This is a genomic window from Cupriavidus sp. Met-2 (genome assembly GCF_049843575.1).
GTDB lineage: Bacteria > Pseudomonadota > Gammaproteobacteria > Burkholderiales > Burkholderiaceae > Cupriavidus > Cupriavidus metallidurans.
Map to the genome: position 1 here is coordinate 69865 of NZ_JBBHZL010000016.1, position 12494 is coordinate 82358.

The 12494-nt window shown below is 58.3% G+C and carries 13 protein-coding genes; 4 read left to right on the forward strand and 9 right to left on the reverse strand.

The window, feature by feature from the left end; translation table 11 throughout:
- Positions 1-7: 7 nt before the first annotated feature.
- The 9 genes from WD006_RS26530 to trbB form a co-directional block, all read right to left on the reverse strand.
- Positions 8-328 carry a lipoprotein gene (locus WD006_RS26530; RefSeq protein ID WP_035835042.1) on the reverse strand — a complete coding sequence of 107 codons (321 nt, stop codon included), beginning with the start codon at positions 326-328 and terminating at the stop codon, positions 8-10.
- Positions 329-348: 20 nt separating this feature from the next.
- Positions 349-1092, reverse strand: a complete 744-nt coding sequence (locus tag WD006_RS26535) for a hypothetical protein (RefSeq protein ID WP_024569696.1) — start codon at positions 1090-1092, stop codon at positions 349-351.
- A 79-nt stretch (positions 1093-1171) separates the two neighbouring features.
- Positions 1172-1453 (reverse strand): hypothetical protein, encoded by a 282-nt coding sequence (locus WD006_RS26540; protein ID WP_024569695.1) that lies wholly within the window; start codon positions 1451-1453, stop codon positions 1172-1174.
- A 163-nt stretch (positions 1454-1616) separates the two neighbouring features.
- A complete protein-coding gene (locus WD006_RS26545; RefSeq protein WP_152536346.1) occupies positions 1617-2228 on the reverse strand; it encodes a hypothetical protein in 612 nt (203 codons plus the stop codon).
- Positions 2229-2250: 22 nt separating this feature from the next.
- Entirely contained in the window at positions 2251-3525 is a 1275-nt protein-coding gene (locus WD006_RS26550; protein WP_024569693.1) for a hypothetical protein, read from the reverse strand.
- The gene (locus WD006_RS26555; RefSeq protein ID WP_024569692.1) at positions 3522-6047 is read right to left on the reverse strand and encodes a hypothetical protein; all 2526 of its coding nucleotides are present in this window, start codon (positions 6045-6047) and stop codon (positions 3522-3524) included. Before WD006_RS26555 ends, WD006_RS26550 begins: the two co-directional genes overlap by 4 nt.
- A 66-nt stretch (positions 6048-6113) precedes the next feature.
- Complete coding sequence (locus WD006_RS26560) at positions 6114-6359, reverse strand: hypothetical protein (RefSeq protein WP_024569691.1); 246 nt, start codon at positions 6357-6359, stop codon at positions 6114-6116.
- 91 nt (positions 6360-6450) lie between these two features.
- Entirely contained in the window at positions 6451-6798 is a 348-nt protein-coding gene (locus WD006_RS26565) for a TrbC/VirB2 family protein (protein ID WP_024569690.1), read from the reverse strand.
- Positions 6799-7047: 249 nt separating this feature from the next.
- Positions 7048-8010, reverse strand: coding sequence for a P-type conjugative transfer ATPase TrbB (gene trbB, locus WD006_RS26570; RefSeq protein WP_024569688.1), 963 nt, complete (start codon positions 8008-8010; stop codon positions 7048-7050).
- A gap of 354 nt (positions 8011-8364) precedes the next feature.
- On the opposite strand from trbB, the gene WD006_RS26575 reads away from it, so the two are divergent.
- Genes WD006_RS26575 through WD006_RS26590 form a run of 4 tightly spaced genes read left to right on the forward strand, consistent with a single transcriptional unit; the run spans position 8365 to position 12494 of the window.
- Positions 8365-9480 carry a TcpQ domain-containing protein gene (locus WD006_RS26575; RefSeq protein ID WP_024569687.1) on the forward strand — a complete coding sequence of 372 codons (1116 nt, stop codon included), beginning with the start codon at positions 8365-8367 and terminating at the stop codon, positions 9478-9480.
- A 10-nt stretch (positions 9481-9490) separates the two neighbouring features.
- Positions 9491-10000: a toxin co-regulated pilus biosynthesis Q family protein gene (locus WD006_RS26580; RefSeq protein ID WP_024569686.1), complete on the forward strand. Its 510-nt coding sequence runs from the start codon at positions 9491-9493 to the stop codon at positions 9998-10000.
- Positions 10001-10014: 14 nt separating this feature from the next.
- On the forward strand, positions 10015-11772 hold the full coding sequence (locus tag WD006_RS26585; RefSeq protein ID WP_152536344.1) for a secretin N-terminal domain-containing protein: 1758 nt from the start codon (positions 10015-10017) through the stop codon (positions 11770-11772).
- Positions 11772-12494, forward strand: coding sequence for a hypothetical protein (locus WD006_RS26590; protein WP_155714391.1), 723 nt, complete (start codon positions 11772-11774; stop codon positions 12492-12494). The genes WD006_RS26585 and WD006_RS26590 overlap by 1 nt, the downstream gene beginning before the upstream one ends.

The following is a 12494-nucleotide window of genomic DNA, read 5'->3' on the forward strand; positions in this document are numbered from 1 at the left end:
CCCGAATTTATTCAACCTTCTTGTAACTCATGTTGGAATCCGACGTCAGAGTTCCGTCCGAATTGACGGATACGGAGATCGGATAACCATGCGGAAAGGTGAAAGTCACCTTTCCCTTCTCGTTGACATAACTCGTCACCAACTCTTCGCCTCGCAAGCTCTTGGTCTTCACCGTACCATCGGACGAAAAGACCCATGTGTTCTTTCCGTCGACAGAGGTGTAAGTCCCGTTCAGACCAGAAGGCGCGACCACCTCCGAGCCGCCCTTTTCTCCGTTGCAACCAGCCAGAGCGAGCGCCAACATGGCAAATACGATGTACTTCCTCATCCGAAGTTCTCCCATATCAATTAATAGCCAAAGCCTTTCCACTTTGGAGCCGGCGCTGATTGTGCCGCAGGTATTGCCTTTTGGTAAGGCTGCATGAGTGCCCCCGCGTCATCCAGACCCTTTTGATCCTTCGCGGTCTGCGTGGCCATATAAGTGGTTGCCGCCTGCGCTTGACTAGCCATCAGCTCCTGCAGCTTCTGCAGCTCCTGAATCTGGCGAATGTTGATCTGGGAAAGCGTTTGGAGGGAGTCCAAGTTACCGTTAGTTGCCTGGCTCCGGTTGTAGAGGTCGGTCAGGGCCGCCTGGCTCGATGCATACTGGTCACGCTGCGTCCCAATCGTACGGAGCGCGTTCTGCATGGTATCCGTGTTGGTCTGATGCCAGGATGTGAACAGCTTGGCAAAATTCCCCGCCGTTGGGCTCTTGAACGTCTGCGCGAAGTTGTTGTCAATCGTGGCGAGGTTGTAGCCGATGGATTGCCCGCCGTTCCAGATCTTCCCGATGGTGTTGATCATGTTGCCAACATCGGGGCCCAGGAGTGAAGTCGGATTGGCAATCAGGTTCTTCAACTCACTCTCGACTTGAATTCCCTGGCGCACGTACGCCTGCACCTGTTGCTCGTAGCTCTGGATAAGTTGCAGATTGTTCTGAATCTGCGTGACTTCGGTAGAGCCGCCGGTTCCGGCCACGCTGCCTGCGTTCACATTACCCTGCAGGCAAAGCAGGGCCACCCCCAAGAGCAAAGTTTTCGTTGCAACCCTCATCACCCTCTCCATCAATCTTTTGCTGCAAAAGACGCAGCATTTAATGCACATTGTACATGCAGACGAGGCAGCGTCAAGACTAAGGCGCCGCGTGCGCCAGAATCTCGCCTATGAACTTCCAAGCCATAGAAGGCATGTTCCTGAACTCTGATGTTCCATGGCGAGCCATCCACTTGCTCAAACACTTCTTGGACACACCAATGCGCTGGGCGAACTGCTCTTTCCTTGTCATGCCTAACCGGCTCATCGCATCCTGCAGAAACAGCGCTTGAGCCAAAGGGGCCAGTTTGTCGAAGTCCGCCCTAGCGACGAACTGCCCCCAATTCCTCTCGCCTGCTACGGCGTTCTTCTGAGCGTTCATGATGGTTGGCGTGACCCTCGACGCTCAGACGGCGGCTGATCCTTCTCAAGGAATGCGCAAGTCGTCGCGTCATCGCCTAAGATCTCCGTCGACCCGACCTCCACCACCTCCTCGGTGGTGAAAGCAGTCTCCACGAATTCAGTATCGCTTTGCGCGCGGTTCATTAGCCCCCTCCTTCCATAGGCGGTGTGCAGTCAACATACGGGATTGCCAAAATTGGCCCATATTTGTTGTTGTCCACCATGTCCTTCTGAATCAAGGCCCAGATGTAGTAGTCGTCCGAGTCAAATTCCGGACGCCAACGCCCCTTCGCAACCATGTCTGGCTTCACGTTATTTAGTGCAGTGCGGCGGTCTGCGACTTTTTGGCGGTTGGCATACGCGTAGGCGCCGTGTCCCGCATAAACGCTATACCCGACGTACGCTGCGGTAGTTTGCACACCACCAGGAAACGGGATTGACAGCGTAATGCGTTGGGGTAGCGCGTTGTCATAGCGGGCCTGAAATGGATAGAGGCCACCGGTGTAGTCCTGCCAGCCTTGCGGCGTCAGCACAGAGCCCAACGTTTGGTCCTGAGAGATGATGCCAAACCAAAACAAGCCCGGCGTGCCAGTGTCTGAGCCTGTGCTATAGGAAACCTGCAAAACTGGGACCGCACCAAAGCCAAACGCATCGCCAGGTCTGCCACATACGACCGTAGCCGTTCCGCCCGCATGGGCAGATGCCATTGCTGCGAATAGGCCAAGCATCATTGCCCGCTTCATTCTTCGTGCCATCTTTCAATCCCCCCTTCTCAAATCAAATGTTCTTAGCGGAAACCACTGGGACGCGGAACAAGCGTGCGAACGCGCGAACGCTTTGAGCCTGGATCTGCGGAATGTTGGTGGACCTAGCCCACCAGACATTGCTCACCGCCACAATTACGTCAGGCTTATCCGCCATCACCCGCACGAGTGAGTACGCCAGTAGTTGCTCGTAGCAGACGGTTACCCCTACATGCAGACCATTCACCGTGATCGTGTTGCTTCTTGCCAGCAAGTCGGCTTCCGCACCGTCATTGGTCCATGGCTTCCACATGGAAATCGGCACCGGGATACCTTGAATCGCCGCGCGATCCTCGTGCCCCTTCGCTCCCAAAACCACGACGGCGTTCTTGTAGCGTCCGCTGTCTTGCGGCAATTCAGCACCAACCAGGACCTTGGAGTTCTTGGCGGTAAGTTCCTCCTCGGCCTGCGCAAGCATCGCCTGCGCTACGCCGTCGAAACGACCAATGAGTGTCTCTGGTAGGACAAGCGTGGCGTTCGCAGGCATCTCCGAGATGACGCCGCGTAACCACTCAATCCGCTGCATTGAGCTGAGGTACTGCGAGGCATAATCCGCGCCGGCGCTGGAGAGCCTTGGGAAGCTCGTGTCGAAGCCAAGCCAGTCATCATGAATGCGCGGTGCCCTGTGCATGCTCACGTTCGCTGCCGCCACCACCACAGCAAATCCAGCCAACCACAGTACCCGCTGACGCATCAACGAAATGAACAGCGCGAAGGTCAGTGCCAGGCCGACCCAACCCCCAGCAGGGAAGAGAATGCCGGCGACCGACAATGGATTCAGCCACCCGACAATTCCGAGTGGAGGCACCAAAGTCACCAATAACGCAACGACAAAGCCCATCGCCCGCTTGGCCGAGGCACGTGACCAGCAGAGCGCGAAGGGAGCGCTCAGCAGAACGCTGGCGGCCAACCACATTCCGAGGCCCCACCAGTGAGGGGCCTCATCACCAAAGAAAACCACGGCTCCGCCTGGAAGATCGCGCGAGCCCGCGGCGAAGTAGGCCAGCATTAGCGACAGGCCCTCCCACCTCGATCTCGTAATACCCCACAGCAATGGCAGCGCGAGCAGATTGAGCAAGCTCACTACGCTCTCTCCGCGCCCCCATGTCATCCAACCTATCGCCGCACCTGCGATCAGCGAAAGGACTATGCGTAACAAGCCTGACTCCCCGACGGTCAAACGACCCAGCCAGGAATGAAAGCGATCGCCCAAGAATGGGCGGGTCACGGAATCGTGATCAGCAATCATGCGGCCTCCCGATACAGTTCAGCATTGCTCACAAGATTGGGGCTCAAGCCACGCCGTTGCAGCCAGAAGCCGACCCATTTCTCGCCGTGGATGCGATACAACTCCTTGATTGTTCGACGGTCCTCCACTCCGGATGCGCCCACAAATGCCAAGGCCACGGGGCCAAGTTCAAGCTGAAAAAGACGCCGGCCGGCTGGGCTCGTGAAAAAGTAGTCGCGCTTCGGTGTGGCGTTGACAAGCAGCTCGATCTCTCGGTCTGTCAAACGCATCGACTTGTAGAGCTTGAGGTTGTCGTCCGTTTGCGCTTCCGGATTGGGCAGGAGGATCTTGGTCTGGCAAGCCGAGAAGATGGTCGAAGCGATAGGCGAGTTAGCAACGTCCTGTAACTCTTGAGTAGCAAACACCACGAGCGCATTCGCTTTGCGCAGCACCTTGAACCATTCCCTCAGTTTCTCGGCAAACAACTCATGAGCCAGCATCAGCCAGGCCTCATCCAGAATGATCATCGTCGGCGAGCCATCCAACGACCGCTCAATCATTCGGAAGATGTACATGAGCACTGGCGCCACATGCTTGTTGTCCATTTCCATGAGCTTCTCCATCTCGAAGACGGTAAAGCGACTGGCTGTGACGTTGTCTCTGCGGGCGTTGAGCATGCCGCCCGCCATGTCTCGCTCGTAGCCCATCAAGACCTCCTTCACCTGGCGAAGCTGTATAAGCTGATTGAAGTCAGTGAACGATCGCATCTCGATAGGCCGCGTCTGCAAGAGATCCAGCACGCGGCCGATCTCGGCCGAGACATCGAAGTCGACCTTGATTTTGTTCAGCTCCAGGATCGTCTCGACGTAACCTTTCGCCCATGTACGGTCAGTTTGCCGGTCAATATGCGAGAAGGGAGCAAAGCCGATCTTGAGCGAGTCCGGCGTGTCCTCATCCATGAAGTTGTAGTGATTACCTCCAGCACCGAGGCACAGGCCCAGCAACGATTCGCCTTTTTCGAAGCCAAACACTTTCGCATCGGGATACCGGAAGTGCGAGGCGGCCATCAATCCGAGAACCGTGGACTTACCGGCACCGGTTGGGCCACAGACGAACGTGTGGCCAACGTCCCCGTTATGCAACACCACTCGGAAAGGGGTGCCCCCACTGGCGGCACCCTGAAATAGCGGAGGCACCGGGCGGTTGGGAAAGAACTTCTTATAGAACGAGCATGGGTTCGAGATCGGTCCCTGCCACGTCGAAGTCAGAGGCAGGCAGTCAGCCAGATTCATGCTGTGGATCTCAGGCTGGCGGACGTTTTCGTAGCCATGCCCAGGAAGCGACCCAAGGAACGCCTCGATGCAATTCTCGGCCTCATCGCGGCAGGGAAAACCGAGACCGCCCACGTGCTTGAGGAAGAAGCGCACCACGCTCTCCAGGTACTGCGCGTCTTCGTCCATGAGCACGACCGTCGACGCCCAGAAACCGTAGCTCACGCGGCCAGACTCAAGGTCCGTAAGCACCTCTTCTGAGTCGAGCGCCATGTCCGCCGCATCTTTGTTTATGGGACCGTTCGTCTTGCCCGTGAGATCTGCAACAAAACCGCGAATCTTCTGGCGCCACTTGCTACGGACCTTCTTTGTACTGGCCTTCGCCTTTTCGGGATCGCGCGCAATCCACCGCGTCGTCCAGCGAAACTTCACGTTAAGCCGGTTGAGTATCTCCAGAATGCCGAACTGCGTGCCAGCATCTGGCAGGCCTTCGATGGCAACGACACGGATGTTCACACCGTTGATAATCGGTCGAATCCCTGGATAGAAGCTATAGCTACCGATGACGTAATCGACGCCGCAAGCCACCGACTCGTTCGGCACACGTACCGGATTTGAAATGCCGGTAAGGCACTCTTGAATGTAGGCAAGCTGGTCTTCGTACCAAACCAAACGCTGTGAAATAGGGTCCAGTTCTTGCCGAGGCATCAGACGCACCAGATTGGTCTTCATGCCCGACTCAAGGATCCCGACATAGTCGGCCAACTGGCGCTCAAAATACTCCACGTTCTTCTGCGACATCTTCTCCGGGTTATTGATACCCTTGTCGCTTGTGTCGTAGGCAAACGACTTGATCCGATTCACTAGAATCGGATCCGGAAGATATGTGAACGTGATGTAGTAGTCGTTCTCGTAGTGCGCACCTTCCGTTCGATACTGCTTGATGCGCTCGTTCTCAATGGCGCGGGTGACCGTGTCGGGGAACGATCCGTTGTCCTCATATTCGACCGACTCCGTTCGCAACGTGGTCGAGTGAATCATCCAACCACCTGAGAGCTTCTTCACCAAGTCGTTGACGCGTTGCCGGAGATACACCGTTTCCGCATCGCTTGCACACTGCATGTCTGGGCCACGGTACCGGTACGTGCTGATCAACTCACCACCCTTGCCCAAGAGAACACCCGGGCGAATGCACGAGTCATATCGCAGCAAATCAGGGAGTCCCTGGCGCTTCTGGCGGTATTCCTTGTTAAAAAAGTCAACGCCTCCCATTCGAACCTCCAGCAATCATTCCGATCAAAGCGCAAAGGCAGGGCCCGCGAAAGCGGACCCTGCTCTTCATTTTGTGAAGTCCCGCACGTTTGGCGGCTCTTTCCCGATGTGTGATTTCGGGGCGTAATACTTGGCGTATTTGAAATGCCGCAAAATCACGTCGATCATCCAAGGGTCGGCGGCATACGCTTTCCGAGCTGCCCACAAGACGCCGAAGAAGAGACATGCGGGCAGAAGGACGAATAGGCCATAGGACAAACCGAATCCCACAAACATCGTCCATCCAAGAGCCGCACTGAGGATGCCCATCATGCCGACCAAACGCCGGTCCCCTCCAAGCCATGCAATTCGGCGTAGAAGGGAAAGGCGGACAGGAGTTCTCTCCATAGTCAGCACGCGCTCATCACGAGCACGCGGCTCCGCTCATGGCGTTGTAGGCCAGAGACAAGATGCCGCCGAAGGACAAGATCATCCCGACGATGGTCAGAATAGTGACCATCTTCTTAATGCCATCAGTCAACTCGGCGCCAAACAGCAGAGCCGCACCGCCGCCGACCATTGACAACACCGAGATACCGAAAAGGAATTTGCCCGTCAGAAGATTCACGACCTTACAGATGCCGTCGCCAAGCTCATCGCCGTTGGCGGCAAAGGCCACGTTCACAGCGACCAAGAGCAGCACTCCCACAATTGCCTGGAGTTGCTTTTTTCTCTCTTTAGCGTTGGACATGATTTGATGATTGTTTTGCATCGAATTTCTCCGTTGTTAAGAAGTCAAGCCGAGTGGTGTTGCGGCTGGGTTCGGATGAACCGGCGCCAGACATAGACGCCGCCAAGTGCAATAGCAGTCGACGACGCGATGAGCACGTAGAGAAAGGCATGAGATGCAGGGCTGCACATGTACGTGCTGCGATGCCACGTGACGAGCCCATTGACCAGCCCGCCCGCTGAGCCAATCACACTGTCCAGGATGTCCACACGAGCCTCCTTTGAAAAATGATCACTGAACGTTCTCCACTTGGAACCGCTGAGAGACCTCGTCATAGCCTCGTACGCGGATGATTTCTTTCACCTTCCGTTTGCCCTTCTCCTTCTCCAAATAGACCACTAGGTTCACAGCCTGGCCGATAAGCACACGCTGGGGGTGCGCCGAAACTTCTTGAATCAGTTGGTCCATGCGCGTGAGCCCTTCGTAGCTGGAGTTGGCGTGGGCGGTACCCATGCCTCCCGGATGCCCGGTGTTCCAGAGCTTCAGCAACGCGAGCGCCGGCCCTCCCTCTCGGACTTCACCAACGGAAATCGAATCGGGCCGAAGGCGGTTCACCGCCTTGGAGATTTGCGCCATGGTCGTCCACGGCGACGAGCGCATGAAAAGACGGTTCTTGAGCAAACATTGCAGCTCGCGCGTGTCCTCAAGAATCAGCATGCGGACCTCGGGCAGTAGCTCGGCGAGTTCCGCCAGCAGGGCATTACAGAACGTCGTTTTGCCCGAGCCCGTGCCACCAATGACCAGAATGTTCAATCGCTCAAGGATGGCTCGCCGCAGGAGTTCCGCTTGCGCGAAGCTCAGCACCCCGGTACGGATATAGTCAGCCAGCCTGAAGATCCTCGTCGCCTTCTTGCGGATCGCGAAACTTGCCCGCTCCACCACTGGAGGTGCCACACCCTCGAAGCGCTCGCCATTGAAGAGAACAAGCTCGCCCTCAACGAAAGGATCCTCTTTGGAAAGCTCGCCATTGAGGGCCGACGACACCTGGTTCAGGATCGCCAGCGCATCGTCGGCCGACTTGGTGCCCACCTGCTTCATCTCGCCAAGCGACTCGATCCACAGCGTGCCGTCGTCGTTCAGCATGATCTCGATGACGTCGGGATCCGCGAGCGCATTCATGACCTCGGCGCCGAATGCATAGACCAACGCCTGCCGGCGCCGCTCAGTAAGCTCCGCATCCAGTTCCGCGCTCACTTGATCCTTCCTTCCACCCAAACGGTGCCATCGCAGTTCCGCATGACGTCAATGACGTCAGGATCAGCCAACGCGCTCATGACCTTCGGCCCGAGCGCATTGACCAACGCCTGTCGTTGCGGCTCCGCTTGATCCCCATCGCCGACTTCCGTCCTCATTTGAATCCTTCCTCCTATCCAGCGATCTTTTGCTGCAAAAGATCCGGGTAATGGGCTTCATGCCCCACACAGGGGGACGCGGCGCATTATGCATGTACATTATCTTTTGCACAATGCGCGGTTCGTAGTGTACCATCACGCCACAAATAATGTACTTTCGCGCCCAAAGGCGTCTTCACCAGGCCACGGACCCTACATGCGACCCAAGCTTTTCTCTGTATGCCGCGCGGTTGCCCCCTTTGCCGGGGCACTGGCATTGATGTCGAATGCGCATGCCACTTACACCGTCATTGACGATGATCTCTACCCGACGGCCATGATTCAGGCCCGAGGCCGTTCGGGCACTGACTGGTCGGCGGACACGTTCAAAGTCAACTTCACAAAGGGCTCCTCTGCCGTCGGTCCTCTGGCCCGCCCTTCCGTCGATGACTTGATCCCGCGCATGCAGGCCGCCTCGCTCATCCGAATCGTAGGTAGGCCAGACAGTGCGACAGCGACAGAGAACAAGAAGCAGCACTCGCTCGGGCTCGCACGTGCGTCCGCCCTCCGCGCGTATCTGATCCGCGCCGGGATTCCTTCGGAGATCATTCAGGTCGAGCTGGACGCAACGGGCAATCCCCTTGCCTCCAACGGAATCTCCCAGGCCGACATCTTCATCAGCAACAGGCCAGATCCCCGCGCTACCACGTATCAAGCCAGTGCACCGATCCGCGCGCCGCAAGAACAAGCGATTCCGCACGCATATCGGTACCTGAATCAGGAAGTGGAAGCGCCTGCCGCGCGGATCATGACGGCGGCGCCGGCCACCGTAACCCCGCAGGCCCAAGCAATCCGCAATAGCTCGGATGAACGCCTGATCCAGTACATCAACCAAGCGGTTCAAGCAGGCCAAATGCTTCCCTCGGTTGCGGCGCAGATCCTGCGCAGCCTGGTCGAAGCCAACGCTGCTACCCAACAACCAGCGCCTGCGGCAGCCCCCGCTCCCCAGGCACCTGCCCCTGTTCTTTCACCCACACCGCTCTACACCGCCTCCGTTCCTGTCAGAGCCGTACCGGCTCGCGTCGAGCGTTGGGTGCTCGACGCACGTCTGACACTCAAGGACAACCTGGACGAATGGTCGAAGGCCTCCGGGTGGCGCCCCACTAACTGGGAAGCCGCCAACTTCTACCAAGTCACGAGCACCACCGTCCTGGACGGCGCATTTCCCGACGTGCTCAAACGAATAGCCGACAGCACTGGGTTGAACATCTGCGCGAGCCCCCGCGACAAGTACGTGCGCGTGACCGACTCCAACGTTCCTTGCAGCAAATAAAGGACTGCCCATGCAAGTCAACAAATCCGTAGGCATTCTCTTGGCCGCTGCCGGCTCGCTTGGGCACGCCACCGCATCACAGGCAGAAGACCTCGCCATCCGGCCGCTTCCAGTTGCCGCTTCTCAAGCCGCACCGACTAACACGCTCGCCCTCGCCGTTCCGATTGCCGCGCCCCAACCAGCGTCCACTACCAGCAATCTCGCGCTTGCCGTTCCCATCGCAGCGACAGCGAACCCCAACGCGGCGCCCTTACCCATCCAGCAGGTCTGGACGCTCATTGCCGGCGACACCGTCGGCCAGAACCTCAACGCTTGGGCAGATAAAGCGGGCTGGAAGGTCAGTTGGAATCTTCCCAAGGATATCGTCGTCCCAAACGCGGCCTCCTTTACCGGCAGCTTCGCAGACGCCGCGCAAAGCGTTATCGAGACGCTCGCCGGGAACGGCGCGCTCATCCGTGCTCGCATTTGGGAGGACAACAAAGTGGTCGTGGTCTTTGGCCCGGGCGCCGCCCAACAGTAAGGACACTCACCGTCATGACGAACTCCAAGACTCAAGCGTCGGCACGTGCCACCGTATCGCGCACGCACCTCGCCGTCACGATTAGCGCCCTGCTGGGCGCAGCCGCCCTCTCAGGTTGCAGCACCCTCAAAGAGGACGTTCTCGCCTTGAAGACGCAGGCCTCCAACAAGTACGCTGAAGCAAGCGAGAAACAGGCCCAGCCCATCCCCGTTGTTACCCGCATGCGTGGTGCGTGGCTGCTTGGCGATACTGTCCCAGTCGTTGCCCCTCCTCCGGCCTTTCTTTCACGGAAGATCACCTACAGCCCGCCCCGGCCTGTCACCCTGACCGACGTCGCGGCCTACATCACACAGAAGCTCGGTGTCAGCATCGACACGTCCGAGGTATGGTCTGTGGCCGGAACGTCTGCAGGGGGCGTACTGCCCGGAGTTGCGACGTCTCCTACCGTGCCCGCGCTTACTGGCACATCCGCTATTAGCATCAATGGCTCCCCTGGAGCTGCGGCAATCGCCTCCCCCTCTCTCGGTGCCGCAGCCCTCCCAGGCATGGGAATAGGAATGGGGGCCCAGCAATATTTCTCGGTTGACTATGCCGGCCCGGTAAGTGGTCTACTCGACATCGTCGCGAGCAAAGCTGGCGTTTGGTGGAAGGTCGTTGAAGGGCGCGGGATTCTCTTCTACAGGACCGAAACCAAGACCTTCTATTTCCCCGCCCTCGCAAACAAGTCCAATGGGTCGGGCCAGATCTCCGAGAACTCAATCGGTGCCAGCGGTGGCAGCGCCAGCACGTCGAGCAATGGCTCGCCCAACGGCAGCACGTCCAGCTCATCGTCGGGCGGCTCAAACGCAAAAACCGAGTTCGACGTAGACGTATGGCGCGATATCAAGGAAACCGCCCAGACTGTCGCGGCAGGCGCTAAGACTGCTACCAACCCCTCGGCCGGCAGCGTCACTGTTACCGGTACGCCGACCCAAGTTCGCTATGTCGAAGATTGGGCGAAGAGTCTGATCGAGAACCAGAGCCAGCAAGTCAGCGTCACGATGGACATCTATACGGTGGACGTGAATGCCGAGGACAACTACAACTGGAATCCCAACGTCATCTTCAAATCCGTATCAGGTAAGTTCGGCGCCACCCTGAGCGGGCCGCAGGCCCCGGCAATTGTCTCGGGCACGAACCCGCTTTCCCTCACTACCAGCATTCTCAGTACGGCCACGGGTGGCCTGGCCCAGTTCAGTGGCTCCGATGTCGCGTACAACGCCCTGTCCACTCTCGGCCACGTTGCTCAGGTCTTCCACCAAGACATTACGATCCTCAACGGAAGCCCTGGCCTCATGCAGTTGGCCGATGTCGCAGGCTATCTGCAGTCTCAAACGCCGTCCGCGTCGGTTGCTGTCGGCGCAACGCCCCTTCCTCCGAGTCTGACGCCCGGTTCGTTGACCACGGGCCTAACCGCAACGTTCATTCCCAAGATCCTCAATGGAAAGATTTTCTTGGCGATGGACATGACCAACAGCAACGACAAGGGCTTCGGAAAGGCCGGCACTGACACGTCGTTCATCCAGACCCCGAACTACAGCAAGAACACTTTCCAACAAAGCACGATGCTGACACCCGGCCAGTCACTGCTGCTCACCGGCATTCAGCAAAACAAGGGCAAGTCCAACAGCAGCGGCGTCGGCACCCCCAATAACTACTTCCTTGGCGGCGGCGTTGGTAACACCACCAGCAAGCAAATCACCGCCGTCGTCATCACCGCGAAGGTTCTCTGATGAACACGAAATCTACTCTGCGTGTCGCCTTGGCCATCGTGAGCCTCTCTTGCGCTCTCAACGCCCACGCCGACCTGTTGGCGGACCCTCTCGGCCCGCTGCCCAAGGACGTCTCACGCGCGGCGAAGGCCAGCGTGACATCTGCGACTTCACCCGCGAGCGCCCCCGTTGCCAAGCCCGCACCTGCACCTGCACCTGCACCCGCGCCTGCGCCTGCGCCCGTGCCGGTGCCCGCACCCGCCGTTACCCAGGCGCCAACTGCTGCGGCTGTCGCATCGATGACACCATCGCCCGCGCCAGCTCCGACATCGCCCTCTAGCAATTCGGCCGCCCATGAGCGCCCTGTCTTCACCAACGCTAACCGCGAGACTTTCCGCGAACTCGATCAGTGGCGCACGCAGAATGCGCTGCTTGCAGAAATGGTGAAGAGCGCAGAAATGAAAGCCAAGCTAGGGAACCAAGGTACGGGCGCTGGCCAAAACGGCTCTTCAGTCCCCACCGTGGCGCCATACCAAGTCCTTTCCGTTGACGGCCTGGATGACGACCTGATGGCTCTTGTCACCATCGCCAATGGCACCACCTTCAAAGCCCGCACAGGCCTCAGCATTCCCGGTCTTGGCAAAGTGATGTCGATCGCTCGCGACGATGTGCTCGTCATGACAAAGACCGGCCCGCGCCATCTCGATTTTGCGCCCAAGACGTCTTTCGCCGGGATGCGCTAA

What these genes read in the sequence shown, in the direction of transcription:
- WD006_RS26530 (WP_035835042.1), bottom strand. Translation starts at nt 328, where the DNA reads ATGAGGAAGTACATCGTATTTGCCATGTTGGCGCTCGCTCTGGCTGGT.
- WD006_RS26535 (WP_024569696.1), bottom strand. Translation starts at nt 1,092, where the DNA reads ATGAGGGTTGCAACGAAAACTTTGCTCTTGGGGGTGGCCCTGCTTTGC.
- WD006_RS26540 (WP_024569695.1), bottom strand. Translation starts at nt 1,453, where the DNA reads ATGAACGCTCAGAAGAACGCCGTAGCAGGCGAGAGGAATTGGGGGCAG.
- WD006_RS26545 (WP_152536346.1), bottom strand. Translation starts at nt 2,228, where the DNA reads ATGGCACGAAGAATGAAGCGGGCAATGATGCTTGGCCTATTCGCAGCA.
- WD006_RS26550 (WP_024569693.1), bottom strand. Translation starts at nt 3,525, where the DNA reads ATGATTGCTGATCACGATTCCGTGACCCGCCCATTCTTGGGCGATCGC.
- WD006_RS26555 (WP_024569692.1), bottom strand. Translation starts at nt 6,047, where the DNA reads ATGGGAGGCGTTGACTTTTTTAACAAGGAATACCGCCAGAAGCGCCAG.
- WD006_RS26560 (WP_024569691.1), bottom strand. Translation starts at nt 6,359, where the DNA reads ATGATGGGCATCCTCAGTGCGGCTCTTGGATGGACGATGTTTGTGGGA.
- WD006_RS26565 (WP_024569690.1), bottom strand. Translation starts at nt 6,798, where the DNA reads ATGCAAAACAATCATCAAATCATGTCCAACGCTAAAGAGAGAAAAAAG.
- WD006_RS26575 (WP_024569687.1), top strand. Translation starts at nt 8,365, where the DNA reads ATGCGACCCAAGCTTTTCTCTGTATGCCGCGCGGTTGCCCCCTTTGCC.
- WD006_RS26580 (WP_024569686.1), top strand. Translation starts at nt 9,491, where the DNA reads ATGCAAGTCAACAAATCCGTAGGCATTCTCTTGGCCGCTGCCGGCTCG.
- WD006_RS26585 (WP_152536344.1), top strand. Translation starts at nt 10,015, where the DNA reads ATGACGAACTCCAAGACTCAAGCGTCGGCACGTGCCACCGTATCGCGC.
- WD006_RS26590 (WP_155714391.1), top strand. Translation starts at nt 11,772, where the DNA reads ATGAACACGAAATCTACTCTGCGTGTCGCCTTGGCCATCGTGAGCCTC.